General features: G+C 72.2%; 16 protein-coding genes. 9 read left to right on the top strand and 7 right to left on the bottom strand.

The window, feature by feature from the left end; translation table 11 throughout:
* The first annotated feature begins 6 nt into the window (after positions 1-6).
* The 6 genes from C6W10_RS12420 to C6W10_RS12390 all read left to right on the top strand — a co-directional run bounded on the left by C6W10_RS12420 (position 7) and on the right by C6W10_RS12390 (position 6,415).
* Positions 7-1,224 (top strand): allantoate amidohydrolase, encoded by a 1,218-nt coding sequence (locus C6W10_RS12420; RefSeq protein ID WP_234361724.1) that lies wholly within the window; start codon positions 7-9, stop codon positions 1,222-1,224.
* The gene (locus C6W10_RS12415; protein ID WP_107258201.1) at positions 1,221-2,564 is read left to right on the top strand and encodes a formimidoylglutamate deiminase; all 1,344 of its coding nucleotides are present in this window, start codon (positions 1,221-1,223) and stop codon (positions 2,562-2,564) included. The genes C6W10_RS12420 and C6W10_RS12415 overlap by 4 nt, the downstream gene beginning before the upstream one ends.
* A complete protein-coding gene (hutI, locus tag C6W10_RS12410) occupies positions 2,561-3,733 on the top strand; it encodes an imidazolonepropionase (protein WP_107258200.1) in 1,173 nt (390 codons plus the stop codon). Before C6W10_RS12415 ends, hutI begins: the two co-directional genes overlap by 4 nt.
* A complete protein-coding gene (gene hutH, locus C6W10_RS12405) occupies positions 3,721-5,274 on the top strand; it encodes a histidine ammonia-lyase (protein WP_107258199.1) in 1,554 nt (517 codons plus the stop codon). Before hutI ends, hutH begins: the two co-directional genes overlap by 13 nt.
* A gap of 86 nt (positions 5,275-5,360) precedes the next feature.
* Positions 5,361-5,636, top strand: a complete 276-nt coding sequence (locus C6W10_RS12400; protein WP_107267904.1) for a DUF4190 domain-containing protein — start codon at positions 5,361-5,363, stop codon at positions 5,634-5,636.
* A gap of 263 nt (positions 5,637-5,899) precedes the next feature.
* Positions 5,900-6,415, top strand: a complete 516-nt coding sequence (locus C6W10_RS12390; protein WP_107258196.1) for a CGNR zinc finger domain-containing protein — start codon at positions 5,900-5,902, stop codon at positions 6,413-6,415.
* 70 nt (positions 6,416-6,485) lie between these two features.
* On the opposite strand, the gene C6W10_RS12385 is transcribed toward C6W10_RS12390, so the two are convergent.
* Both C6W10_RS12385 and C6W10_RS12380 read right to left on the bottom strand, forming a co-directional pair.
* Positions 6,486-7,511, bottom strand: coding sequence for a DUF6346 domain-containing protein (locus tag C6W10_RS12385; RefSeq protein WP_107258195.1), 1,026 nt, complete (start codon positions 7,509-7,511; stop codon positions 6,486-6,488).
* Positions 7,512-7,521: 10 nt separating this feature from the next.
* Positions 7,522-13,908, bottom strand: a complete 6,387-nt coding sequence (locus C6W10_RS12380) for an RHS repeat-associated core domain-containing protein (protein ID WP_159104562.1) — start codon at positions 13,906-13,908, stop codon at positions 7,522-7,524.
* 337 nt (positions 13,909-14,245) lie between these two features.
* Here C6W10_RS12380 and C6W10_RS12370 point away from each other — a divergent pair, with 337 nt between their 5' ends.
* Positions 14,246-18,019: a ricin-type beta-trefoil lectin domain protein gene (locus C6W10_RS12370; protein ID WP_159104561.1), complete on the top strand. Its 3,774-nt coding sequence runs from the start codon at positions 14,246-14,248 to the stop codon at positions 18,017-18,019.
* A 92-nt stretch (positions 18,020-18,111) separates the two neighbouring features.
* Here C6W10_RS12370 and C6W10_RS12365 read toward each other — a convergent pair whose 3' ends face one another.
* Positions 18,112-18,855, bottom strand: a complete 744-nt coding sequence (locus C6W10_RS12365; protein WP_107258191.1) for a helix-turn-helix domain-containing protein — start codon at positions 18,853-18,855, stop codon at positions 18,112-18,114.
* Positions 18,856-18,918: 63 nt separating this feature from the next.
* Here C6W10_RS12365 and C6W10_RS12360 point away from each other — a divergent pair, with 63 nt between their 5' ends.
* The gene (locus C6W10_RS12360; protein WP_107258190.1) at positions 18,919-19,500 is read left to right on the top strand and encodes a TIGR03086 family metal-binding protein; all 582 of its coding nucleotides are present in this window, start codon (positions 18,919-18,921) and stop codon (positions 19,498-19,500) included.
* 304 nt (positions 19,501-19,804) lie between these two features.
* On the top strand, positions 19,805-21,412 hold the full coding sequence (locus C6W10_RS12355) for an ABC-F family ATP-binding cassette domain-containing protein (RefSeq protein ID WP_107258189.1): 1,608 nt from the start codon (positions 19,805-19,807) through the stop codon (positions 21,410-21,412).
* 37 nt (positions 21,413-21,449) lie between these two features.
* Here C6W10_RS12355 and rdgB read toward each other — a convergent pair whose 3' ends face one another.
* The 4 genes from rdgB to C6W10_RS12335 all read right to left on the bottom strand — a co-directional run bounded on the left by rdgB (position 21,450) and on the right by C6W10_RS12335 (position 24,403).
* Positions 21,450-22,076, bottom strand: coding sequence for an RdgB/HAM1 family non-canonical purine NTP pyrophosphatase (gene rdgB, locus C6W10_RS12350; RefSeq protein WP_107258188.1), 627 nt, complete (start codon positions 22,074-22,076; stop codon positions 21,450-21,452).
* The gene (gene rph, locus C6W10_RS12345) at positions 22,073-22,801 is read right to left on the bottom strand and encodes a ribonuclease PH (protein ID WP_107258187.1); all 729 of its coding nucleotides are present in this window, start codon (positions 22,799-22,801) and stop codon (positions 22,073-22,075) included. Before rph ends, rdgB begins: the two co-directional genes overlap by 4 nt.
* Before the next feature lie 87 nt (positions 22,802-22,888).
* The gene (locus C6W10_RS12340) at positions 22,889-23,335 is read right to left on the bottom strand and encodes a hypothetical protein (RefSeq protein ID WP_107258186.1); all 447 of its coding nucleotides are present in this window, start codon (positions 23,333-23,335) and stop codon (positions 22,889-22,891) included.
* Positions 23,336-23,656: 321 nt separating this feature from the next.
* Positions 23,657-24,403 (bottom strand): MBL fold metallo-hydrolase, encoded by a 747-nt coding sequence (locus C6W10_RS12335; protein ID WP_107258185.1) that lies wholly within the window; start codon positions 24,401-24,403, stop codon positions 23,657-23,659.
* Between the last annotated feature and the right edge of the window lie 377 nt (positions 24,404-24,780).

The following is a 24,780-nucleotide window of genomic DNA, read 5'->3' as shown; positions in this document are numbered from 1 at the left end:
GCGGCGTTGACGTCGAACCCGTTCCCCGTGCACACCTGGTTTCCCCGGCTCTGGGCGGAGATCGCCCCGATCGGCCGCGACCCGGGCACCGGCGGCTACCTCCGGTACGGCTTCACCGACCCGGTACGCGAGCTGGAGCGGTGGTTCCGCGGCGTCGCCGAGGCCGACGGGGCGCACGCGATCGAGCCGGACGGCAACGGCAACCTGATCGCCTGGTACGGGCCGCCGCCCGAGCGGGGCGACGCCGTCCTGCTCGGCAGCCACTTCGACTCCGTCCCGTACGGCGGTGGCTACGACGGCCCGCTCGGCATCGTCAGCGCCCTGCTGGCGATCCGGGCACTCCGACACGAGGGCCGGGAGTTCCGCCGGCCGGTCGGGGTGGTGGCGTTCGCCGAGGAGGAGGGCTCGCGATTCGGCGTACCCTGTCTCGGCTCCCGGCTGCTCACCGGGGCGCTCGACCCGGCGCGGGCGGCGGCGCTGACCGACTCCGCCGGGGTCAGCCTGGCCGAGGCGATGGGCGGCCGGCCGGCGGGGGCCCGGCCGGAGCTGCTGGGCCGGATCGGCGCCTTCGTCGAGCTGCACGTCGAGCAGGGCCGGGCGCTGGTCGACCTCGGCGCGCCGGTCGGGGTGGCCAGCGGGATCTGGCCGCACGGCCGCTGGCGGCTCGACTTCGACGGCGAGGCCAACCACGCCGGCACCACCCGGATGGCCGACCGGCGCGACCCGATGCTCACCTACGCCTTCACGGTGCTGGCCGCCAACAAGGAGGCCCGGCTGCGCGGCGCGCACGCCACGGTCGGCCGGGTCGAGGTGGAGCCGAACGCCACCAACGCGATCCCGGCCCGGGTCCGCGGTTGGCTGGACGCCCGGGCCGCCGACGCCGGCACCCTGGAGGCACTGGTCGAGGGGGTACGCGCCAAGGCCGCCGACCGGGCCAGCCGGGACGGTACGAACCTGACGGTCACCCGGGAGTCGCTCAGCCCGCCGGTCGAGTTCGACGGCGGACTGGTCAAGGCGTTCCGGCTCGCCGAGGGCGTACCGGTGCTGCCGACCGCCGCCGGGCACGACGCCGGGATCCTGGCCGAGCACGTGCCGACCGCGATGCTCTTCGTGCGGAACCCGACCGGGGTGTCGCACTCCCCCGCCGAGGCGGCCGAGGACGACGACTGCGCCGAGGGCGTACGCCGGCTGGCCGACCTGCTCGCCCAGTTGGCCGCCGGATGACCGGCTCCGATCCGGCGCGCTACCACGCCGAGTACGCCTGGTTGCCGGACCGCCCCGAGCCCGACGCCGAGGTGCTGATCGAGGTGCTCGACGGCCGGTTCGGCGCGGTCACGCCCGGGGTGCCGGTGCCGCCGCCGGACGCCCGCCGGCTGCCCGGGCTGACCCTGCCGGGGCTGGCCAACGCGCACTCGCACGCCTTCCACCGGGCGCTGCGCGGGCGCGGCCACGGCGGCCGGGGCGACTTCTGGACCTGGCGGGACACCATGTACGCGGTCGCCGACCGGCTCGACCCGGAGCGCTACCTCGCACTGGCCCGGGCCACGTACGCCGAGATGGCGCTCGCCGGCATCACCTGCGTCGGCGAGTTCCACTACCTGCACCACGCCCCGGGCGGCGTCCCGTACGCCGACCCGAACGTGCTGGGCGCGGCGCTGGTCGAGGCCGCCGCCCAGGCGGGGGTCCGGCTCACCCTGCTGGACACCTGCTATCTGACCGCCACAGTGGACGGTCAGCCGCTGGCCGGGCCGCAACGGCGGTTCGGCGACGGCGACGCGGCGCGCTGGGCCGGGCGGGTCGCCGAGTTCACCCCGGCCGGCGGGCACGCCCGGCTCGGTGCGGCGATCCACTCGGTCCGGGCGGTCCCGGCCGACCAGCTCGCCGAGGTGGCCGGCTGGGCCCGGGACCGGGCCGCCCCGCTGCACCTGCACCTCTCGGAGCAGCCGGCCGAGAACGAGGCGTGCCTGGCGTACCACGGGAAGAGCCCGACCGCGCTGCTGGCCGAGGCCGGCGTGCTCGGCCCGGCCACCACGGCGGTGCACGCCACCCACCTGTCCGAACCGGACGTCGGGGTGCTCGGGTCCAGCGGTACCGGGGTCTGCGCCTGCCCGACCACCGAGCGGGAGCTGGCCGACGGGGTGGGGCCGTTCCGGAGGCTGGCCGACGAGGGAGTCGCGATCAGCCTCGGCAGCGACAGCCACGCCGTGCTGGATCTCTTCGAGGAGGCCCGGGCGGTGGAGCTGAACCTGCGGCTGGCCACCCTGACCCGGGGCCACTTCACCCCGGCCGAGCTGCTGCGCGCCGCGACCGAGACCGGGCACGCCGCGCTGGGCTGGCCGGACGCCGGCACCCTGGCGACCGGCGACCGGGCCGACCTGGTCACCGTCCGGCTGGACAGTGCCCGGACCGCCGGGGTGCCGCCGGTCGGGGTCTTCTTCGCGGCCGGCGCGGCCGACGTGACCGACGTGCTGACCGACGGCCGGCCGGTGGTGCGGGAGAGCCGGCACGTCCGGCTCGACGTGCCGGCCGAACTGTCGGCGGCGATCGCGGCGGTGACGCCGTGAACCTGCTGATCGACAACATCGGGGAACTGGTCACCAACACCGGGATCGGCGAGGGCGGGCCGCTCTGCATCCGCCGCAAGGCGGCGCTGCTGGTCGAGGAGGGCGAGGTGGCCTGGATCGGCCCGGCCCGCTACGCCCCGGCCGCCGACCGGCGGATCGACGCCGACGGCCGGGCTGTGCTGCCGGGGTTCGTGGACAGCCACGCCCACCTGGTCTTCGCCGGGGACCGGGCCACCGAGTTCGCCGCCCGGATGGCCGGCGAGCCGTACACCGGGGGCGGGATCCGGACCACCGTCGCCGCCACCCGGGCCGCCGACGACGGCCGGCTCCGGGAGACCGTCGGGCGGCTGCGCGCCGAGGCGGTCCGGCAGGGCACCACCACGATCGAGATCAAGAGCGGGTACGGCCTCACCGTCGCCGACGAGGCCCGCTCGCTGCGGATCGCCGCCGAGTTCACCGCCGAGACGACGTTCCTCGGTGCGCACGTGGTGCCGCCGGAGTACGCCGACCGCCCGGACGACTACGTCGGACTGGTCTGTGGGCCGATGCTCCGGGCCGCGCTGCCGTACGCGAAGTGGATCGACGTCTTCTGCGAGCGGGGTGCCTTCGACGCCGACCACGCGCGGGCGATCCTCACCGTCGGGCAGGCCGCCGGGCTGGGGGTGCGGGTGCACGCCAACCAGCTCGGTCCCGGGCCGGGGGTGCAGCTCGGGGTGGAGCTGGGCGCGGCCAGCGTCGACCACTGCACCCATTTGTCCGATGTGGACGTGGAGATGCTGGCGATGTCGGAGACGGTGGCGACGCTGCTGCCCGGCGCCGAGTTCTCCACCCGGTCGCCGTACCCGGACGCGCGGCGGCTGCTCGACGCGGGGGTGACGGTGGCGCTGGCGACGGACTGCAACCCGGGGTCGTCGTACACCTCGTCGATGCCGTTCTGCGTGGCGCTCGCGGTCCGGGAGATGGGCATGACCCCGGCGGAGGCGGTCTGGGCGGCCACCGCCGGTGGCGCGCGGGCCCTGCGCCGCGCGGACGCCGGGGTGCTCCGGCCGGGGGTACCGGCCGACCTGAGCATCCTCGACGCGCCTTCCTATCTGCACCTGGCCTACCGGCCCGGTGTTCCACTGATCAGCCAGGTCCTGCACAACGGAGTACCGCAATGTCAACAGTGACCCGACCCGTCGTCACCGTCCAGCCCACCGGGATATCCCCGGCCGACGTGCTGGCGGTGGCCCGCGGGACCGCCACGGTCGTCCTCGGTCCCTCCACACTGGACGCCATGGCGGCCAGCCGGGCGATCGTGGACCGGATCGAGCAGACCGGCCGCCCGGTCTACGGCGTCTCGACCGGGTTCGGCGCGCTCGCCAACACCTTCGTCACGCCGGATCGGCGGGCCGAGTTGCAGCACGCGCTGATCCGCTCGCACGCCGCCGGGGTGGGCGCCCCGATGCCCCGCGAGGTGGTCCGGGCGATGATGCTGCTGCGGATCCGCTCGCTCGCGCTCGGCCACTCCGGGGTACGCCCCGAGCTGGCGCAGGCGCTCGCGGACCTGCTCAACGCCGACATCACCCCGTGGGTGCCGGAACACGGCTCGCTCGGCGCCTCCGGCGACCTCGCCCCGCTGGCGCACTGCGCGCTGGTGCTGCTCGGCGAGGGCTGGGTTGTCGGCCCGGACGGCAGCCGGCAGGACGCGGCGGCGGCGCTGCGTGCCGCCGGGCTGCGCCCGGTGACGCTCGCCGCCAAGGAGGGGTTGGCGCTGGTCAACGGCACCGACGGAATGCTCGGGATGCTGCTGTTGGCGGTCGCCGACGCCGGTCACCTCTTCACCATGGCGGACGTGACGGCGGCACTCGCCATCGAGGCGATGCTCGGCTCGGAGCGCCCGTTCCTGCCGGAGCTGCACGCGATCCGCCCGCATCCGGGGCAGGCGCTCTCGGCGGCCAACATCCACCGGCTGCTCCAGGGCTCGTCCATTATGGACTCGCATCGGGACGACCTGTCGCACGCCGTGCAGGACGCGTACTCGATGCGCTGTGCCCCGCAGGTCGCCGGGGCGGCCCGGGACACCCTCGCCTTCGTCGACCAGGTCGCCGGCCGGGAACTGCGCTCGGTGGTGGACAACCCGGTGGTACTGCCGGACGGCCGGGTCGAGTCGACCGGCAACTTCCACGGCGCCCCGCTCGGCTTCGCCGCCGACTTCCTGGCCATCGCCGCCGCCGAGGTCGGGGCGATCGCCGAACGCCGGGTCGACCGGCTGCTCGACGTCACCCGGTCCCGGGAACTGCCGGCATTCCTCTCCCCCGACGCCGGGGTCAACTCCGGGCTGATGATCGCCCAGTACACCGCCGCCGGCATCGTGGCGGAGAACCGGCGGCTCGCCGCGCCCGCCTCGGTCGACTCGCTGCCGACCAGCGGCATGCAGGAGGACCACGTCTCGATGGGCTGGGCGGCGGCCAAGAAGCTGCGTACGGTGCTGGAGAACCTGACCAGCCTGCTCGCGGTGGAGCTGATCGCCGGGGTACGCGGATTGCAGTTGCGGGCCCCGCTCACCCCGTCCCCGGCCGGCCGGGCGGCGCTGGCGGCGTTGCGGGAGGCCGTCGGCGAGCCGGGGCCGGACATCTTCCTCGCCCCGGCGATGGAGGCGGCCCGTGCGGTGGTCGCCGGTCCCGAGCTGCGGGCGGCGATCGAGGCGGAGGTCGGACCCCTGGGGTAGAAGAGCGGCATCCGCCGGCCGCCGGGCGTTATCGATCGCACCGTCCTGGGTAAGTCCGGTGTGGACATCCACATCGAGGAGGAGAGATGGCAGCGCAAACCACGGGCGGGGCGGCCGAGCAGGCCGGCGGGGCGGTTCGCGGCACCAATGTGATGGCGATCCTCTCCCTGGTCTTCGCCTTCATCTTCGCACCACTGGGCATCGTCTTCGGCGTCGTCGCGAAGCGGCAGATCCAGCAGACCGGCGAGCAGGGCAGCGGACTCGCGAAGGCGGGCTTCTGGCTCGGCATCGTCTTCACCGCACTCACCGTGCTCTGGTTCGTCCTCATCGTCGTCGTCGCGGGAGCCTCGAACGGAAGTTGAGCACAGCGCGGAGAACGCGGGGTGGTTCGTCCGGTCCGGTCGCGGGTCGGAGGACCACCCCGCTCCTTCGGCCCACCGCGAAGGTACGGCCGGCTGCCCGGGTCGCCAGCGCCGACGGTCGTGCCGTCCCGGGCAGCAGGCGCCACATCCCGCAGTGGCACGACTGGTAGCTCACGATCCCGTCACTGGTCCGGTGACGTGACCGGGTCTGCCAGTGGTGCCCGTTCTCGTCGCTCATGGTCCGAGCCTGCTGTAATGGCGTTGTGCATCTCAACCCTTACGGGCAGGACGCGGTACGACTCGCCGCCGACCTGGCCAACCAGCGCCCCCACTCCCTGCCCGACCTGGTACGCCGGTGCGCCGCCGCCGGGCTGGTGCTCGACATGCCGGTCGGGGAAGCGGACCTGGCCGTGGCGCTGGAACTGGTCGACCAGTGGACCGAGATCGTCGACGCCACCGATCCGACGCAGCGGGCCGCCCTGGTCAACCGGCTGCTGGCGGCCGCTTCGGCGTACCCCCGACTCACCGACCACGGCGGCACCGGATGGCACCTGCACTACCGCGACGACGGCGTACCGCTCGGCACGGTGCTGCGGGCCCTGGTCAGCGTCGGTACCGCCCTGCACCTCGCCGGGCGCGGCATGTCCCGGCTCGGCCGCTGCGCCGCCGACGACTGCCGGACCATCTACGTCGACACCTCCCGGGGCGGCCGGCAGCGCTACTGCTCGCCCCGCTGCGCCAACCGGGACGCCGTCCGCCGGCACCGGAGCAGCCGATAGGTCGGGCCGGTCGGGGAGCACCGGCTCGACGCCGTCCGGGACCGCACGCTTGCGCTGGCGCTGCCGGGCGTCAGAGGAACGTCGAGAGCAGCCAGCACAGCCCGACATTGAGTGCGACCACCGCGAGCAGAAACCGCCAGCCGGACCTCGGGAACGAGTCCTCCGCCGCGTCGGTGCCGGCGGGGTCCGCTGCCTCGACCCGTAGCACGCCGGAGGCGGTGGCGTCGGCCGGGGCTTCGTACTCGGCGACCGTCTCGATGCCGTCGAGTACGGTCACCGTCGCGGTGACCCCGCCGATCACGGCGCCGTCCGGGAGCAGAGCGGACACCGCCACCCGGTGCTGTCCCGGCGCCACCGGAAAGCGGTGGGTGGACCAGTTGAGGACGTCGAGGTCGGTGCCGTCGACCGACAGCCTCGGGCGGCTCTGTTCGTAGATTGGAGCGAGCGGATCCGGGTACCAGAAACGGATCAGCAGCGAACCGGTTCCCGGGGCCATCCTGGCCAACGGCTCGTACGGCGAGTCGACGGGTGACGGTTCAGGCGGCGGCGACTGCGGAGTCTGCGACTGCGGAGTCCGCTCCGCGCCGGGTGACCGCCTGCCGAACCAGCGCAGGGCACGGGTCGGGCCGAGCAGACCGATCAACAGGGCGGTGCCGCCGACAAACGCGGTGATCGCCAGCACCGCCAGCGACAGCAGTGTGGCGGCCCAGGCGAGAAGGCCGAGGAGCAGGTTACGGCCTTCCTGGGTGAACGAGCAGTCGTCCGGCTCCGTCCGGGAGCAGTAGCCGACCAGGGTGGGGGGCCGGTCCCGGTCCTCGGGGGTGACGATCGACGGGCCGACGACCGACGACACGGTACGCCCGTCCGACAGGGTGACGGTGACCTCGCAGTCCCACCAGTAGCCGAGTCCAGCGGTGCTGACCGGACCGACCCGGTCGCACGCGCCGACCTGGGCGGTGCCGGTCACCCGCTCGCCGGAGACACGGGGAGGCTCCCCGGCGTACAGGTTTCGTACGCCGAGGAGCATCCCGCAGACGACCAGACCGACGACGTAGACGACGATCGCGGCGAGGAGCGCCTGCCCGCGTGTCCGCACCGGACCGACGTTACCCTCGGGCGTTTCCGAGGAACCCGTTGAGCCCGTTCCACGGGTTGAACTCGCCCAACTTTCCGAAGTCGTCGGCGTTTCCGGGCAGATAGCCACCGACCACACCACCGACGACCATGGAGTTCGGATCCGACGAGAGCACGTTCCTGGTGAATCCGGGAGACTTCCTGGTCGGAGCGAGCTTCGCCGATAGTTTGTTCAGGTCCCTCCGCATGGTGACAGCACGCTTCAGCTCGGACGGAGTGAACTGTTGCTTGACCTCCTTGAGCATGGCCCTCCCGGAGGGCAGGACCTTTCCTCGGCCGGCCTTCTCCCAACTACCGCTGACGACGCGTGACGCCCCGAGTTTGCCTGCCGTCTTGGCGACACCCGCCTTCACGATTCCGCCTACCAGGCTGGTGGCTCCCGCACCGACCGCGCCCATGATGGCCCCGACACCCGTGTTCAACAGAACCTTTCCGAGGCTGTCGCCCTTGAGATAGGAGGACAGGCCCGAGCCGACCGCACCCGCGGCGGCGCCGCAGGCCAGCGTCGCCGTTCCGAGCGTCACCGCCGTGCAGGTCAGGCCGACGGCGACACCGGCGATGACCCCGACGAGGTCCGGGTGCTTCTTCGCCCAGCGGACGCTTGCGTCCCAGCCGCCCTTGGCCTTGCAGAGAAGGTTGCACTTCTTCTTCTTCGGCGGCGAGCCCTTGTCGTCGCCACCGCCACCACCGCTCCGCTTCGGCGGACGAGGCGGAGCCTTCCAACCGTTGGCCGCGTTGTTGGTGGCGTTCTTGGTGGCGGTCGGCGACCTGTCGATGTTCTTCGGACCGCAGTTGTACTTCGCACACGGCGTCTGGCTGTCGTACGCGTTGGTGCCGCCGGGATCGGACCGGTTCACCGGATCGTCGCCCGCGTACGTGTAGCCGCCGATCTGGTTCGGGTCCTCCGTGTTCAACAGCGGGTCGACGCTGACGAACCGCCCCGCCGCCGGATCGTAGTGCCGGGCACCGAGCACGGTCAGCCCGGTCGTCGAGTCGGTCGGCTTGCCGAGGAAGCCCCGGCTGTTCGGCCAACTGGTCGGGGCCGTCCCGCGCGGTGCGCCGTACGGGGTGAACGCCCGCCACCTCGGGTTGGTGCCGTTGTTGTCCAGGGTCAGCGTGGCGGTACCCAGCCGGTCGTTGATCAGATAGCTGTACGCCCCGGCGGTCGTGCCGCTGCGGACGCAGGTGGTGCCGTCCGCCCCGGAGTAGTAGCGCCGGCCGCTGACCGTGCCGTTGGCCGTGTTGAGCGTCAGCTCCTGGCCGGGCAGGTAGAGGACGGCGTTCTTCTCCTTCAGGTTGCGCTGGATCAGCAGTTCGCCGTCGGCGTCGTAGACGTAGCTGGCATCGACGGTGCTTCCGGTGCGGACCTGGGCGAGCCGGCCGTCGATGCTCCAGTCGAGGGTCTGCGTGCCGCGCTCCGGCGTGGTCCGGCCGATGGTGTTGCCGAGGACGTCGTACTGGAAGGTCCGGGTGGTGGTGCCGGCCGGGCCGGTGGTCTGCTCGGAGCGGAGGGCGTGCGGCTGGCTGCCGCCGGCCGCCGGGTAGCTGTACGTCGTGGTGGTGTCGCCACCGCCGGCCAGCCCGTGCTGGACCTGACCGGTCCGGTCACCGACGTCGTTGTACGTCCAGCTCGTCCAGTACGGGTTGATCCCGCCGACGGTGGCGTTGCTGCCGCCGCCGGAGAGGTCGACCGCGCAGGCGTCGGTCGCCGTCCACGCGGTGCTGAGCCGGCCGAGCAGGTCGTAGCGGAAGCACTGGGTCTCCTGCTGTGCCCCGGAGTTGCGGGCGTCGGTGACCCGGGTGACCTTGCCGGCCGCGTTGTGCTTGTAGACGACGTCGTTCATCCGCGAGTTGCCGGTGCCGTTGCGGTCGACGTACGTGTTGACCAGGCGCTTGCTGTGCTCGTCGTAGACGTAGGTCGTCCAGGCGGTGTTGGTGGTGCCGAAGCCGAACTTGCTCTGCGACACCTGCCCGAACGCGTTGTACCTGGTGGAGTCGACGTAGTTGCCGAGCGAGCTGCCGACTCCCGAGGGCAGGTCGAGGGCGGTGTAGGTGTGGTTCACCGTCTCCGCCGGCAGGCCACCACCGGCCGGGAAGATCGACTTCTTCAGCAGCCCGTTGGTCGGGCTGTACTCCCGGCCGAAGCTGTAGGTGCCGGCCAGGGTGCCGTTGGCCGGATCGGCCGGGATGGTGACGTTGACCCCGACCTCCTCGCCCCAGACGTTGTAGCCGGTCGGGGCGGTGACGTACGCCTTTCCGTTGTCGTAGCTGGTCGAGCTGGCCACCTCGCCGATGCCGTTGGTGATGGTGGTCGAGTCGTAGGTCCAGGTCGCTATGGGTGGGGCCGCCGCGCTGGTGCCGTCGTACTCGCCGGTCTGCCGGTCCAGCGCGTCGTAGGTGGTGGTGACGGTCCGGCCGAGCGGGTTCTTCGCCGAGGTGACGTTGCCGTTCGCGTCGTAGCCCAGCTCACTGGTGCCGGAGTCCGGGTCCGTCTTCCGTACCGCCCGGCCCCGCAGGTCGAAGGTCGTGGTCCAGGAGTTGCCGTCGTCGTCGGTGACCCGGTCCTGGTTGCCCCGGCGGTCGTACCGGTAGCTGATCCTCACCGGGTTGCCGCCGCTGACCACCGAGCCGCTGACGGTGGGAACCGCCCGGTAGCTCAACCGCTCGACGGTTCGACCGCGGCCGTCCGCCACCTCGGTCGTCGGGGTGCCACCCTCGGGCGGGATGGTGGTGATCCGGTCCCCGCCGTAGATCGACCGGGTCTGCCACTTCGTCTGACCCTTCGACCTCGACACGATCAGCGTCTTGCGGCCCACCCCGTCGTAGCTGATCAGATCCTGGTTCGGGATCTGCTGGTCCTTGCCGACCATGTTCAGCATGGTGGTGTTCGGCGTGCTGGAGCTGTCGTGGTACTCGTTGTTCGCCATCCGCAGCCAGCCACGCGAGTCGTAGAACGAGTCGGTGACCAGCCGACCCCCGACCGGGGTCGACGTCTGCTTCTGCCTCGGCCGGGCCATCGCGTCGAAGAACTCCACCTCGACCCGGTAGGACCCGTCGTCGTTCAGGGCCGAGGTGGTGACGGTCGACGGAACCGAGTTCGAGACCGCGTACGCGTACTTCTCGTTCGCGCCCTCGCTGAGGCTGCGACCGGGCAGCCACACCCCGACCAGCCGGCCCAGCGCGTCGTACCGCTGGGTCGTCTTCCGCTCGTTCTCGTCGACCTCCTCGACCTCCAGGCCACGGGTCGGTTCGAGGGTGGTCCGGGTGACGTGCCCCATCGGCCTGGTGGCCTTCACCCCCGTGGTCAGGCCGTTGGTCATCGTGTACTCGGTGATGGTCTTGTTGCCGTTCGCGTCGAACGACTCCACCGACCGGCCGTAGTCGTCGTTCTTCGTCCGGGCGGCGACGACGTAGCCGCCCTCGGTGTAGTGCTGGACGACGTTGACGGTTCCGACGGTCGGCGCCGGCTGCGGCCAGGTGGTGGCGTAGGTCGGGGTGTCGAAGAACGCCCGGGTGCTGGAGATGACGTCCGCCGGACGGCTCACCGAGGCGGGCGCGGTCTGCCCGTTGATCCCGGACCCGCCGCAGGGCAGCGCGAACGTCTCGGTCTGGGCGACCTTGTCGACGATGTGCGCCGTCGTGTTCGTCGGCGCGTAGGTGGTCACCGCGCAGGTGGCCTGGCTCGGCTGGCTGACGTCCCCGTGGTCGTACGTCACGGTCGGCAGGCCGGTCGAGGTGTGGTAGGTGGTGTCGACCCGGGTGGTCCGCCAGGTGGTGGGGCTGGTCGAGGTGATCGCCGTGGTGGTCCTCGTCGACGCGGTACGCACCATCTGCGCGGTCAGGTCGCCGACCGACCGCTTCCGGGTCGCGGTCGCCGGGCTGACCCAGTGGTCGGTGACCGTGCTGTCGTGCACGGCGCCACCGTCACCGTCGTACCGGACGACCTGCCGGACCGAACCGGCCAGGTGCCTGTTGTCCGGCACCTCGACCGCCGCTCCCGGCACGGTCACCGCGGTGGAGAGCTTCACCTTCGCGCTGCGGCGGCCGTTGTTCGGCAGCCGGTCGCCGTCCATGCCCCGGTAGTAGATCTCCTCGGTCAGCGTCTTCTGGTCGACGCCGGCACCCGTCCGGGTCTGCACCCGGCCGAAGCCCCGCCACTGCCCGTAGCTGCGGTGCTTGTCCTTGACCACCTCGCTGTCGTCGTACGCCCACGCGCCGCCGTCGAGGTAGTCGTACCTCGTGTAGACGGGTGTGCCGCCGCCGGTGGTGTCCTGGTCGGTGACCTCGGCGACCACGTACTTGTGGAACCAGTCGCGGGTCGGGTTCTCCTCGCCCTCCTTGGTCCAGTAGACCGGGTAGCAGAGCTTGGTGTTGCTCTCCGGCGCCAGGGTGACCGGTGCGGCGCACTCGGTGCGGTAGCCGATCCCGACCACCTCGCCGGTCTCGGTGGTGATGGTCGAGATCCGGTTGTGGTTCATCGCCGGGGCGCCGTCGAGTCCGTCGGCCCGGTTCGGCAGCTTGGTCGGCTCGAAGGTGACCGGGGGCAGGGCGACCGCGCTCGCGCCGGTGCCGCCGGTGTGCTGGATCGACGAGAGCCAGAGAGCCGGGGTGGTGCCGTCGCCCGGCGCCGGGAAGGTGTGGGTCAGCGTGTGGGTGTCCACTGTGGTGTAGCCGGTGCCGTTGTTGACCTGGGTGACGATGCCGGTGAGGCGCAGCCGGGTCCAGAAGGTGACCGAGTGCATGTAGCAGTCACCGGTGGACTTGCAGTTCAGGTCGTACGGGGTGTCCGGCCACTTGCTCTTGTTCTTGTCGATGTTGGCCGGGGCGCAGACCGTCGCCGACTCCACGCACCGCTCGGAGTAGCTGAAGTCGACCCGGGCCGGGGCACGGCCGGTGTACGGGTTCGGGTCACGCAGCCCGTAGTCGATGTGGTCGAGGTATCCGCCCCGGATGTACTTGACCGGCGTGAAGCCCTTGTTCGGCCCGTAGTAGCCGGCCTCGGTGCCGTAGTAGTACGCGATCGCGTTCCTGTCCGGGTCGACGACGTAGTCGAGGTTCCACTTCCAGGCCATCTCGCAGTGCGAGTTGGCGAAGCCGGTCGACTTGTAGCAGGGGTCGCCGGAGCGGGGGTGGTAAACCCGTTGCGTCCAGGTCGAGTTCGTGACGGGGTTGTTGCCGCTGTGCCCGGGGAGCTTGTTCTTCCCGAAGAAGTACTGGGTACCGTCCTGTGTGGTGATCTTCCAGTGCTCGCCGCCGTGGCTGCCGTTGTCGGCACCGGGCAGCAACTCGACCCGGGCGCCGTTGTCGCTGGAGAGCCGCCACTTGGTCGGCACCGTCGCGTCGTAGACCAGGTCGCCGGAGCCGGCGCCGAAGGAGACGCTGACGATCGGGCCGGCCCAGCACGAGTCGTTGGTCTTCGGCGCCGCCGAGTCCTCGGAACATGTCCGGTAAGTCCGTTCCACCGCCCCCGGTGAATAGTCCCACCCGTCGCCGATCGCCGATGACTGGTTGTTGGTGGAGACCTGCTGCCCGTCGACCGACTGGGACGAGTAGCCCAACTCGACCGACGGCGCCAGGTCACCCGGCACCGGCGGCAGGTCGACCGGATAGCTGTAGCCGAAGTCGCCCGAGCTGCCGCCGGCCGTCCACGAGCCGGACGGCTTGAGCGGGGTTGCGCCGTAGTCGCCGGTGTCCCCGGCCGCTCCGGCCGCCACCGCGAAGACGGCGGTCGAGGCGGTCGGCGAGGTCCGGTCGGCACGCTGGCCGGCCGGCAGCGCCAGCACCGCGCTGAGCTGGCCGTCCTCCCAGCGGGTGGACAGCGGGGTGCGCACCCGGCAGGCCGGCTCGGCCGGGGTGGTCGCCGCACACGCCGGCAACGAGACCAGGCGCAGCCGGCGGGCCCAGTCACCGCCGTACGCCCCGACGATGCTCGACGGATCGACCCAGACCCGCACCTGGCCGGGCTTGCCGGCGCTCCCGCTGGGAGTGGCCTGGAGCAGCAGGCCGTCGATGCCGGCGCGCTGGGCGGTCGCCCGGTCCGCCAGGGTCAGCCGCAGCGCCGACGGGCCGTCCGGGGTCGCCTTCGCCACGCGTACCGGCAACGTGCCGGCGGCCACCGCGGCGTCCGGGCCGGCGGAGCGGCCGGCGGTGCCGGGGGCGTCACCCAGCTCGACCGTCGCGGTGCCACCTGCCGGCCAACCGACCTGTGGCGGCACCCAGCGCTCGCCGAAGTTCGGCGTCCGCTTCGGCGCCGGTGGCATCGGGGTGCCCCGGACGCTGGACCAACGCTGTTCGGCCGGCGGAGCGGCCGCGGCGGGGCCCGGGGGCAGTACCGCCAGGCCCAGCGTGGTCAGCAGCACCAGGCCGACGCCGGAGCCGACGTACCGCCGCTGCGATCGGTGCGGACGTCTGGCGGCCGGAAACCCGCTGCGTCCGGCTCTGCTGTGTCGATAGTGGATGGTTGACAAGAATCGATCGACTGGGCGCTGGACTGCTTTCGTCATCCTGACGACCCCCGTGGTCTGCGATGCGGTGGCCGGACTCTACCGCTCAGAAATCCAAATACGTAACTCTCGACTTTTCCCCGACGGAGTCATATTGTGCGGCCCGCAGGGTCCACATCGTCCTGTCACATTTGTTGCCCTATTCGGACAGACGGCCGTAATCGATTTATGTCGGCACGCAACGGGGGATCGAATGGCTCACCATGCCTTCAAACGACGACTTCTTCGACCAGGAACCGTAGCGGCGCTGGCTCTGCTGCTGGCCGCCTCCGGGACGGTGGCGCTCGTACCGGCCGCCGCACGGGCGGAGCCCGCACCGGCCCGCCCCGCGAACCGGATCGACCGGCTCGGCGACTCGGACCGCGCCGCCGCCGAGGCGAGACTGACCGGCCGGTCGGTCGAGGTCGGCTCGGCGACCACGGCCAGCTCCCGCACCGTCGCCAACCCGGACGGCACGTTCACCATGGACGTGAGCCCGCGACCCACCCGGGTCAAGCGGGACGGTGGCTGGGTGGCGCTCGACCCGACCCTGCGCCGCAACCCGGACGGCAGCTACAGCCCGGCCGCCGCCCCGTACGACCTGGTGCTCTCCGGCGGCGGCACCGACCCGTTCGCGCTGGTCAGCAATGGTGACAGCAAGCTGGGCCTACGGTTCCCGTCCCGGCTGCCGGCGCCGACGGTCTCCGGCGCGACCGCGACCTACCCGGCCGTGCTGCCCGGGGTCGACCTGGTGGTCACCGCCAACGAGCAGGGCGGCTTCGCGCACGCGCTGGTGATCAAGAACGCGGCCGCCGCCGCCGACCCGGCGGTACGGAACCTCACCCTCCCGCTCGTCACCCGCAACGCCACGGTCCGCACCATGCCGGACGGCGGCCTGGCCGCCGAGGACCAGTACGGCCGGACCGTGTTCAGCGCCCCGACCCCGGAGATCTGGGACTCCAGCGTCCCGACCGGCGAACAGGCCGCCGCGACCGGCAGCCCGCAGCGCTCCACCCCCACCGAGGCCAGCCCGGCGGCGAAACGCGCCACGGTCACCACCCGGGTCACCGGTGACGCGCTCACGCTCTCGCCGGACCCGGCCCTGCTCGGCGATCCGGACGTGCGCTACCCGCTCTATCTGGACCCGGCGTGGAACGCGAACTCGACCGCACCGGCCCGCAACGCCTGGACGTACGTCGACAGTGCCCGCAAGGACAACTCGTACTGGAACAACTCGGGGCGGGCCCGGTCCGGTTACAACGGCTGGGAGTCGCCGTACTACGTCGGCCGGTCGTACTTCCAGTTCCCGATGTCGAGCGCGCTCTGGGGCGCCAACATCATCAGCGCGACGCTACAGACCAAGTCGGTCTGGTCGGCCAACAACAGCAACGACTTCACCTTCAAGATCTTCCGGGTGGGTGTGATCAACAGCTCGACCACCTGGAACAAGCAACCCACCCGGTACGAGCAGATCGACTCCCAGAAGCTCGCCGGCAACTGGCGCAGCGACGGCAGCGAGAACCCGAAGCAGCACGACTTCAACGTGCTCGCGCTGATCCGCAGCGCCGCCGCCGGCAAGTGGCCCACCGCCACCCTCGGCCTGATCAACAACCACGAGGGCGACAAGTACGCCTGGCGCAAGTTCCAGAACAACCCGACCATCGCCATCACGTTCAACTCGATCCCGCGCACCCCGGACCGGTACGCCACCAGTCCCTCGGTGCCGTGCAACAGCAACCCGGTCGGGCAGATCGGCAACACCTCGGTGACCTTCTCGGCCAACCTCTCCGACCCGGACGGCACCCAGACGCAGCTCGAAGGCCAGTTCAGCGTCGTCAACGAGACCACCGGGGCCACGGTCGCCTCGCCCAAGGTCACGGTCAGCAACAACAAGGTCGCCTCGGTCACCCTGCCCGCCAGCCAGTTCAGCAACGGGCAGCGGTACGCCTGGAACGTCCGGGCGTACGACGGCAAGGACACCAGCCCGGCGACCCCGACCTGCCGGTTCGTCTTCAACAGCGCGCAGCCGGCGCCGCCGACGGTGACCTCCACGACGTACCCGGACGGGACCACCGGGGCACCGGTCGGCACCCCCGGCACCTTCACCCTGACCCCGCCCGCCGGCAGCGACGCGCCGATCAGCTACGTCTACAGCCTGAACACCCCACCGCCGGCGACCGTGCCACAGTCCTACGGCCCGTTCCGGGGCGGCACCCTGCTGCCGGCCCAACCGGCGAACGCACCCACCAGCGTCACCATCACCCCCCGCCGGTTCGGCCCGAACATCCTGTACGTCTACGCCATCAACGGCGCCGGCAACCCCGGCCCGGTCAGCAGCTACCGGTTCAGCACCGACGCACCGAGCACGCCCGCCCCGCCGGGTGACTTCACCGGGGACGGCCGCCCCGACCACATCGCGATCGGCACCGTCTACCGCCCCGGCGCCTGGCTGTACGCCGCCGCGGACGGCACCGGGAAGCTGGCCGCCGCGGTCCAGGTCGGCCTGGACGGCCCCGGCGGCGCCGGCAGCACCGGCGCGCTCACCGACTGGACCGGCGCCAAGGCCAGCCCGCTGGACCTCAACGGCGACGGCGCACAGGATCTGCTGGTACGGCTGCCGCGCAGCGACGCCGACGGCAACGTGCACGTGTTGCCCGGCAACGGAGACGGCAGTTCCTTCGACCCGGTCGACCGGATCCGGATCCAGCTCCCCCGGATCGACGGCGAGGCCGGCAACCAGACCGTCGACCAGATCGTCGCCTCGCCCTGGCCCAGCATCACCGGCTCGCCGCTGCCGGACCTGTACGTGATCGTCGGGGACGTCCTCTACCTCTACCCACCGGGCTTCCCGCCCGGGGCGTACGACGCGCCGATCCTGCTCAGCACCGGCTGGACCGGCCGGACCATCACCGCCGCCGCCGCCGGGGCCGACCCGGCGCTCTTCGCCCGGACCAACGGCACCGGCCGACTGGAGCTGCTCACCGGGAACACCGCCACCGGCACCCCGGCCGGGGTCACCGGCGGCCCGGTCACCGTCTACGCCACCAGCGGCTTCGACTCGGCGTCCACCCCGGCGATCGACGGCACCGACGTCAACCGTGACGGCCGGCCGGACCTCTGGACCAACCGGGGCAACAGCTCCATCGACGGCCGGCTGAACACCGGCAGCAACACCCTGGCCGCGGCGGTGGCCAACCCGACCGGCGGCAAGGGTCTGCTCCGCTCGGCGGTCGCCGGCAGCTTCTGCCTGGACAACAAGAACGGCGGCACGGCCGACCGCAACATCATCTGGGCGTACGCGTGCAACGCCGGACCCCCGGCGCAGATCTGGCAGGTCGTCGACGACGGCAGCATCCGGATCGCCGGCAAGTGCCTGGACGTGACCGGCAACGGCACCGCGAACAAGACCCTGGTGCAGCTCTACACCTGCGCCGGCACCAGCGGACAGCGCTGGCAGCCCGGCGCGAACGGGTCGCTGGTGAATCCCTCCTCCGGCCGCTGCCTGGACGCGCCGACGCCGGTCGGCAACGGCGCGCAGATGTACATCCACGACTGCCACGGCGGACAGAACCAGGACTGGCGGCTCGACGAGAGCGGGGTCGGCCTGATCCGGTCGGCGTTCGCCGGCAAGTGCCTGGACAACGACCGGGGCGTCCTGGCGAACACCAACAAGGTGCAGATCTACGACTGCAACAGCGGCTCGTCGCAGATCTGGGCGATCCTCGGCGACGGCCGGGTCCGGATCGGCGGGACGTACTGCCTCGACGTCGCCAGCTATGCCACCGCCAACAACTCGCCCGTGCACCTCTACGCCTGCCAGGCGGGGGCGGCCACCAACCAGGAATGGCGGATCGGACCCAACTTCAGCCTGGTCAACCCGGTCTCGGGGCGGTGCCTCGACGTACCGGGATCCAACACCACCAACGGGACGGCGTTGCAGATCCACGACTGCAACGGCTCCAACGCCCAGCGCTGGATGCCGTCCTGACGCTGAGGCCAGGCCGACACCGGTCGGGCGGGTCCGGGGCGTACCCGGGCCGGCCCGGCCGGTCGGCATCGTGCCGGTCGACATCGTGCCGCCTAGTACCGCTGCGCGTAGCGGGTCGGCGGCTCGCCGAACATCTTCCGGAAGTCGCGGGCGAAGTGCGGCTGGTCGGCGTACCCGAGTTCGGCGGCGAGCGCGGCCCAGTCGACCGGCTCACCCCGGCCGAGCCGCTCGGTCACCTCGCGCAGCCGGTAGCGCCGGATCACCCACTTCGGCCCGACACCGACGTACTCGGCGAAGAGCCGCTGCAACCCGCGCACGCTCATCCCGAGGTCCTCGGCGAGTACGTCCACCCGGTCGATTCCCGGATCGGCGGCGATCCGCGTGACGATCTCCGCCACCTCCTCCGCCCGGGGGTCGGGCTCGGGCAGCCGGCGGCGCAGGTACTCCTCCACCGTCGACACGTCGAGCGGATCGGGCAGGTCACCCGGAAAGACCTCTCCGGCCTCGATCGACCGGTCCGTGATCGTCGAGACCGGCGCGCCCAGGAAGGGTCGGAAGCAGCCCGGCCGGAACGCCACCCCGAAGACCCGGTCGACGCCGGCCAGCACCCTGACCTGGTGTCCGCTGCTGACTCCGGTCACGATCCCCCGGCCGTCGCGGAACGTCAGGTGCACGTTCGGGTACGGCACGATCAACTGCCGGTACGGCTCGGCGTAGTCCCAGGAGACGATCCAGTAGCGCTCGACGTACCGGGCGAGGTCGGCCGAGGGGGTCGCGGAGGCGTGCCGCTGGTGTCTCGCCCACGCCCCGCCGAGTTCGCGTACGTCCCTCGCCACGTCCGCCAGGCTATGTCGCGTTCGTTCAAGACGGCCGCCGGACCTCGTGGTTTGCTTGCCGGCATGCCTGACGCACCGTTCGTGGCCCGGGCGGCCGCACCGCTGACCGAGATCATCCGCCACGTCAAGCCCGACCAGCTCGACAACGCCACCCCGTGCGCCGAGTACGACGTCCGGAGGCTGGTCAACCACCTCCTCTTCTGGGGTCCGTCGCTGGAGGGCGCCGGGCGGAAGGAGACCGTACCGCCGCCGGCCGGCAGCGAGACGGAGCTGGACCTGACCACTGGCGACTGGGCGGCCGAGCTGACGGCACAGCTGGAGCGGATCGCGGCCACCTGGGCCGAGCCGGCCGCCTGGGACGGCACCACCCACATGGGCGGCCCGACCGAGCTGCCGGCGGCGCTGGTCGGCGGGATGATCGTGACCGAGCTGGTGGTGCACGCCTGGGACCTGGCGCGGGCGACCGGGCAGCACCCGGGCTGGGACGACGACCTGCTCGGGTACGTGCACGACGAGGTGGTGAAGACCGCCGAGCAGGGCCGGCAGATGGGGGTCTACGGCCCCGAGGTGGCGGTCCCGGCCACCGCGCCGACCCTGGACCGGATCCTCGGAATCGTCGGCCGGGACCCCGGCTGGAACGGCTGAGCACGGTACTGGCGAACCTCGTCCCGCCGGTCACCCTGCTGGGCGGACCGACCACCCCCCGTCGAGGACTGCCTGAGAGTCCGCAACCTGCCTGAACCTCCTCGACCTGCCCGATCGACCGTTTCCGACCGGTCTGTCGCGGCGTCGGCGACCGTGCCGGCCGCGGCAGACCCGGAAATCCGTTGCGGGGCCGGGCCGGCCGCGGATATGTTCGAGGTGATGTGAGCCGCTGACACCTTCCCGCGCCCGCGCCCGAGGCACTGCCCGGCGGGCGAAAGGCTCGATCCTTCCCGGTGGTGTCGCGATGTCCCAGTCAGCCCTGCTCGCCAACGACCTCGTCCGTACCCTCGGTAGCCGACGGGTGCTCGACGGTGTCTCCCTCACCGCCGCACCCGGGCACCGGATCGGTTTGATCGGTGAGAACGGTGCCGGCAAGTCGACCCTGCTCCGGCTGCTCGCCGGGGCGGACGAGCCGGACGGCGGCAGCGTCGTCCGCCCGCCCGACCTCGGCTTCCTGCACCAGGAGATGCCGTTCGAGCCGACGTCGACGATCACCGACGTACTCGACGACGCCCTGCGGGAGGCCCGCGAGGACCTCGCCGAACTCGACCGGCTCAGCCAGGCACTGGCGGACACCGCGGAGGACGCTCCCGGCTATCCGGAGCTGCTCACCGAGTACGGGGAACGGCTCGACCGCGCCGAGCAGCACGCGGCCTGGGACGCCGACCGGCGCGCCGGGATCGTTCTCGCCGGGCTCGGCCTCGGCGAGCTGCCGCACGACCGCACCCTCGCCTCGCTCTCCGGCGGGCAGCGCGGCCGGCTCGCCCTGGCGGCGCTGCTGGTCCGGCGCCCCGCCGCGCTGCTGCTCGACGAGCCCACCAACCACCTCGACGACACCGCCGCCACCTTCCTGGAGGAGCAGCTCCGCGAGCTGCCCGGAGTCGTGGTGCTGGCCAGTCACGACCGGGCGTTCCTGGACGCGGTCTGCACCGACCTGATCGACCTCGACCCGGCCGTCGAGGGCCCGACCCGGTACGGCGGCAACTACACCGCCTACCAGGCGGAGAAGCGGGCCGAGCGGGAACGCTGGCAGCGGCGCTTCGAGGAGGAGCAGGAGGAGCTCGCCGAACTGCGGCACTCGGTCTCGGTGACCGCACACCAGGTCGCACCCGGCCGAGCGAAGCGGGACAGCGAGAAGATGGGCTACGGCCACACCACCGGGCGGGTGCAGCAGCAGATCTCCCGACGGGTACGCAACGCCACCCGTCGCCTCGACGAACTGGAACGCGACCAGGTCCGCAAGCCGCCGGAACCGCTGCGGTTCCGGGCCACCGGGCTGGCCAGCAAGTCCCCGGACGGGATCCTGCTGTCGCTGCGGGACGTCCGGGTGCCTGGCCGGCTCGCCCTCGACCGCCTCGACGTGCAGGCCAGCGACCGGCTGCTGGTCACCGGGCCGAACGGTGCCGGCAAGTCCACCCTGCTCGCGGTGCTGGCCGGCCGGCTGGAGGCCGAGGGCGAGGTGAACCGGCGCAGCGGGCTGACCGTGGGACTGCTGACCCAGGACACGGTCTTCGACCGGCCGGACCGTACCGTCCGGGACACCTACCAGCAGCTGCTCGGACCCCGGCGGGCCGAGGCCGTACCGCTGCGTTCGCTCGGCCTGCTCGCCCCGCGCGACCTGGCGCGGCCGGTCGGGGAACTCTCGGTCGGCCAGCGCCGCCGGCTCGCGCTGGCGTTGCTGGTGGCCGACCCGCCCGAGTTGCTGCTGCTCGACGAGCCGACCAACCACCTCTCGCCCCGGCTCGCCGACGAACTGGAGGAGGCGATGGGTGGCGGTCCGGGCGCGATCGTGGTGGCCAGCCACGACCGGTGGCTGCGCTCCCGCTGGCCGGGCCGGGAACTCCGGCTCTGACCGGCCCGGACCCGCGCCGTCGGGACGGGATCCCCCGCTACGGGCGGTTCGGTTCCGGCGGCAGCACCTTGGCGATCACCTTCGCCAGCGCCCGCAGCGCCTTGCCCCGGTGGCTGATCGCGTCCTTCTCCTCCGGGGAGAGTTCGGCGTTCGTCCGGTCCTGCCCGTCGGCGAGGAAGATCGGGTCGTAGCCGAAGCCGCCCTCGCCGCGGGGTGCCCGCAGCAGCCGTCCGGTCTGCCGGCCGTCGACCAGATGCTCCTTGCCGCCGGGCAGCACCAGGGCCGCCGCGCAGACGAAGGCGGCGCCCCGGTGCTCGTCCGGTACGTCCGCGATCTGCGCGAGCACCAGGTCCAGGTTGGCCCGGTCGTCGCCGTGCCGGCCGGACCAGCGGGCGCTGAACACCCCGGGCATGCCGTTCAGGGCGTCCACCGCCAGCCCGGAGTCGTCGGCGATCGTCGGCAGGTTGCTCCACTTGACGCCTTCGCGCGCCTTGAGCAGCGCGTTCTCCCCGAAGGTCAGCCCGGTCTCCGGGACCTCCTGGTACTGCGCGACGTCGGCCAGCCCGACGAGCTGGATGCGCTGCGCACCGAGGGCGTGGTCGAGGATCCGCTGGAGTTCGGTCAGCTTCTTGGCGTTCCGGGTCGCCAGCAGCACCCTGGTCATTCGGCCAGCGCCTTCCGCTGGGCGTCGGTCAACTCGGCGCAGCCGAGCACACCGAGGTCGAGCAGCGCGTCGAGCTGCTCGCGGGCGAAGACGCCGGCCTCGCCGGTCCCCTGCACCTCGACGAAGTCCCCGGTGCCGGTGCACACCACGTTCATGTCCACCTCGGCCGCCACGTCCTCAAGGTAGTTCAGGTCGAGTCGCGGCTCACCCTCCACCACGCCGACGCTGACCGCCGCCACCGACCGGTGCATCACCTTCGCCGGCTTGCCGGCCAACGCCTTCCGCTCGGCCAGCCAGTTCACCGCGTCGTGCAGCGCGACGTACGCGCCGGTGATCGCGGCGGTCCGGGTGCCGCCGTCGGCCTGCAACACGTCACAGTCCAGCACGATCGAGTTCTCGCCGAGCGCCTTCAGGTCGATGCAGGCCCGCAGGCTCCGGCCGACCAGTCGGGAGATCTCGTGGGTACGGCCGCCGATCTTGCCTCGGACGCTCTCCCGGTCCGAGCGGGTGGTGGTGGAGCGGGGCAGCATCGAGTATTCGGCGGTGACCCAGCCCAGGCCGGAGCCCTTGCGCCAGCGTGGCACCCCCTCGGTGACACTCGCCGTGCAGAGCACCCGGGTGTCACCGAACTCGACGAGGACGGATCCCTCCGGATGGATGCTCCAGCGTCGGGTCAGGCTCACCGGTCGAAGTTGGTCGGGCCGCCGCCCGTCAGGTCGCGCCATCCCCGCAGCCTATGTGCTCGCCCGATCGCCCCGCCCGAGGGTGCCCCGGGCGTCCGCGTTGCGGCCCGCCGGGGCGTACCCGCCGGCTCAGTCGGCCGAGGCCGTGGTGCGGAGCAGCCATTCCCGGTCACCGGCGTCCTGGCCGTCGGCACCCTTCCAGAACGCGTCCACGTCGACGCGCCAGCCGTTGCCCCGCCAGGTGAAGCGGCACAGCTCGGGGTCGGGCGCGGCCGCCCAACCCAGGCATGATTTGACGTGGTTCCGGTCGGCCGGGGCGTCGTTGTCGTGCAGCCACTCGTAGATCGCGCCCGCCGGGTCGAGCGGACAGACCGCGTCCCTACAGATGAGGTAGTACTCGGTGAAGGCGTTGGTGGTGCCGGCGTGCTCCCGGATCCGGGTGTCCTGGAAGCCCCTCGGGCCGCCGATCTCCTCGAGCAGGCGCTTGTGCCCGGCCAACTCCTGGCGCGGCTGCCACCAGCCCCCGTAGAGGGCACCGCCACAGCAGAGCAGCGCCACCAGGGAGAGCAGGACCACCGCGACGAGGAAACCCCGGCGCTTCTTCGGCCGCGCCGCGCCGGGATGGCCGGGCCAGCCCGGGCCGGGATAGCCGGGCGGTCCCGCCGGATAGGGACCGGGAGCGGCCGGGTAGGCAGCGGGAGGCGGGCCGGCGGGGGGCGGCGGGTAGGGGCCGGCGGGGGGCGGGGGGTAGGGGCCGGCGGGCGGGACCGATGGAAATCCGCCGGGCGGGGTCGGCTGCCCTGGGAAACCGGACGGGGGTTGACCGGACGGAGGGTGCGCCATCCGAGGAATGCTAGGCGTCCGGCGCGCCGTCCGGGGGGCGGTGCGGCCCGAGGGCTAGAGGTCGTAACGGGCGCCGGGGCGGACGACCTCGACCGGGCCGGCGAAGGCGCCCAGCGCCGCCTCGTGGGTCACCGCCTCGCTTCCCCAGGCGGCGACCAGATGGGTGAGCAGCAGCTTGCCCACCTCCGCCTTGGCGGCGATCTCGCCCGCCTCCCGCCCGGTCAGGTGCAGGTCGGGCGGGTTCTCCACCCCGTCCAGGTAACTCGCCTCGCAGAGGAACAGGTCGGCGCGGTGGGCCAGCCGGAGCAGGGACTCGCAGGGTGCGGTGTCCGACGAGTAGCAGAGGGACCGGCCACCGTGCTCCAGCCGCACCCCGTAGGTCTCCACCGGATGGTTGACCCGGTCGACGGTCACCGCGAACGGGCCGATCGGGAACGTGCCGGGTTGCAGGCCGTAGAAGGTGTAGACGTCGTCGAGCAGCCCCTCGTCCAGGCTGTACGCGTTGGCGAGCCGGTCCGGCGCACCGCTCGGGGCGTAGACCGGCAGCGCCGGATAGGGGCCGTCCGGTGCGTACCGTCGCACCACGATGTACGGGACCGCGTCGAGGATGTGGTCCCCGTGCAGGTGGGTCAGCAGGATCGCGTCGACCGCCTTCAGCCCGGCATAGCGTTGCAGCGCGGAGAGCGAGCCCGAGCCGAAGTCGAGCAGCAACCGGAAGCCGTCGGCCTCGACCAGATAGGCCGAACAGGCCGCTTCGGGGCCCGGGAAACTCCCCGCGCAGCCGAGAATGGTCAATCGCATCAGGTCGCCCCGCCATTACTGATGGTCACGGACAGCCCGCCGACCAACGCGTGAACGATCAATGCCGGAAGGTCTGTCACGGTGCGCAGCCTACGCCGCGACACCTGGGCACAAGAAAGATCTGGGTGCAGTTGTCGCCAACGTGACAACCGGTCTGGGCGACCCGGCCCGGTACGGGTTAGACGCCGCAAACGGCCCGACCGTTACGTTCCGTCACCTTAGGTGGGCATGTCGGTATCCCGTTCCCGCCGGCCCGGAACCACCCTCGGTGACCGCCGATCAGCCGGAGCACCAGCGGTGGAGACGGTCGCCGGCAGCCCGCGCCGACCATCGGGGTACGCCAGCGGGCCGGGATCCCGCCGGCCGGGTCGGGTCGG

This window comes from Plantactinospora sp. BB1, from assembly GCF_003030385.1.
Taxonomy (GTDB): domain Bacteria; phylum Actinomycetota; class Actinomycetes; order Mycobacteriales; family Micromonosporaceae; genus Plantactinospora.
Note: the sequence above shows the minus strand (reverse complement) of the source record. Positions and strands in the feature narration are given on the sequence as shown.

What these genes read in the sequence shown, in the direction of transcription:
- C6W10_RS12415 (WP_107258201.1), top strand. Translation starts at nt 1,221, where the DNA reads ATGACCGGCTCCGATCCGGCGCGCTACCACGCCGAGTACGCCTGGTTG.
- hutH (WP_107258199.1), top strand. Translation starts at nt 3,721, where the DNA reads ATGTCAACAGTGACCCGACCCGTCGTCACCGTCCAGCCCACCGGGATA.
- C6W10_RS12400 (WP_107267904.1), top strand. Translation starts at nt 5,361, where the DNA reads ATGGCAGCGCAAACCACGGGCGGGGCGGCCGAGCAGGCCGGCGGGGCG.
- C6W10_RS12370 (WP_159104561.1), top strand. Translation starts at nt 14,246, where the DNA reads ATGGCTCACCATGCCTTCAAACGACGACTTCTTCGACCAGGAACCGTA.
- C6W10_RS12360 (WP_107258190.1), top strand. Translation starts at nt 18,919, where the DNA reads ATGCCTGACGCACCGTTCGTGGCCCGGGCGGCCGCACCGCTGACCGAG.
- C6W10_RS12355 (WP_107258189.1), top strand. Translation starts at nt 19,805, where the DNA reads ATGTCCCAGTCAGCCCTGCTCGCCAACGACCTCGTCCGTACCCTCGGT.
- rdgB (WP_107258188.1), bottom strand. Translation starts at nt 22,076, where the DNA reads ATGACCAGGGTGCTGCTGGCGACCCGGAACGCCAAGAAGCTGACCGAA.
- rph (WP_107258187.1), bottom strand. Translation starts at nt 22,801, where the DNA reads ATGGCGCGACCTGACGGGCGGCGGCCCGACCAACTTCGACCGGTGAGC.
- C6W10_RS12335 (WP_107258185.1), bottom strand. Translation starts at nt 24,403, where the DNA reads ATGCGATTGACCATTCTCGGCTGCGCGGGGAGTTTCCCGGGCCCCGAA.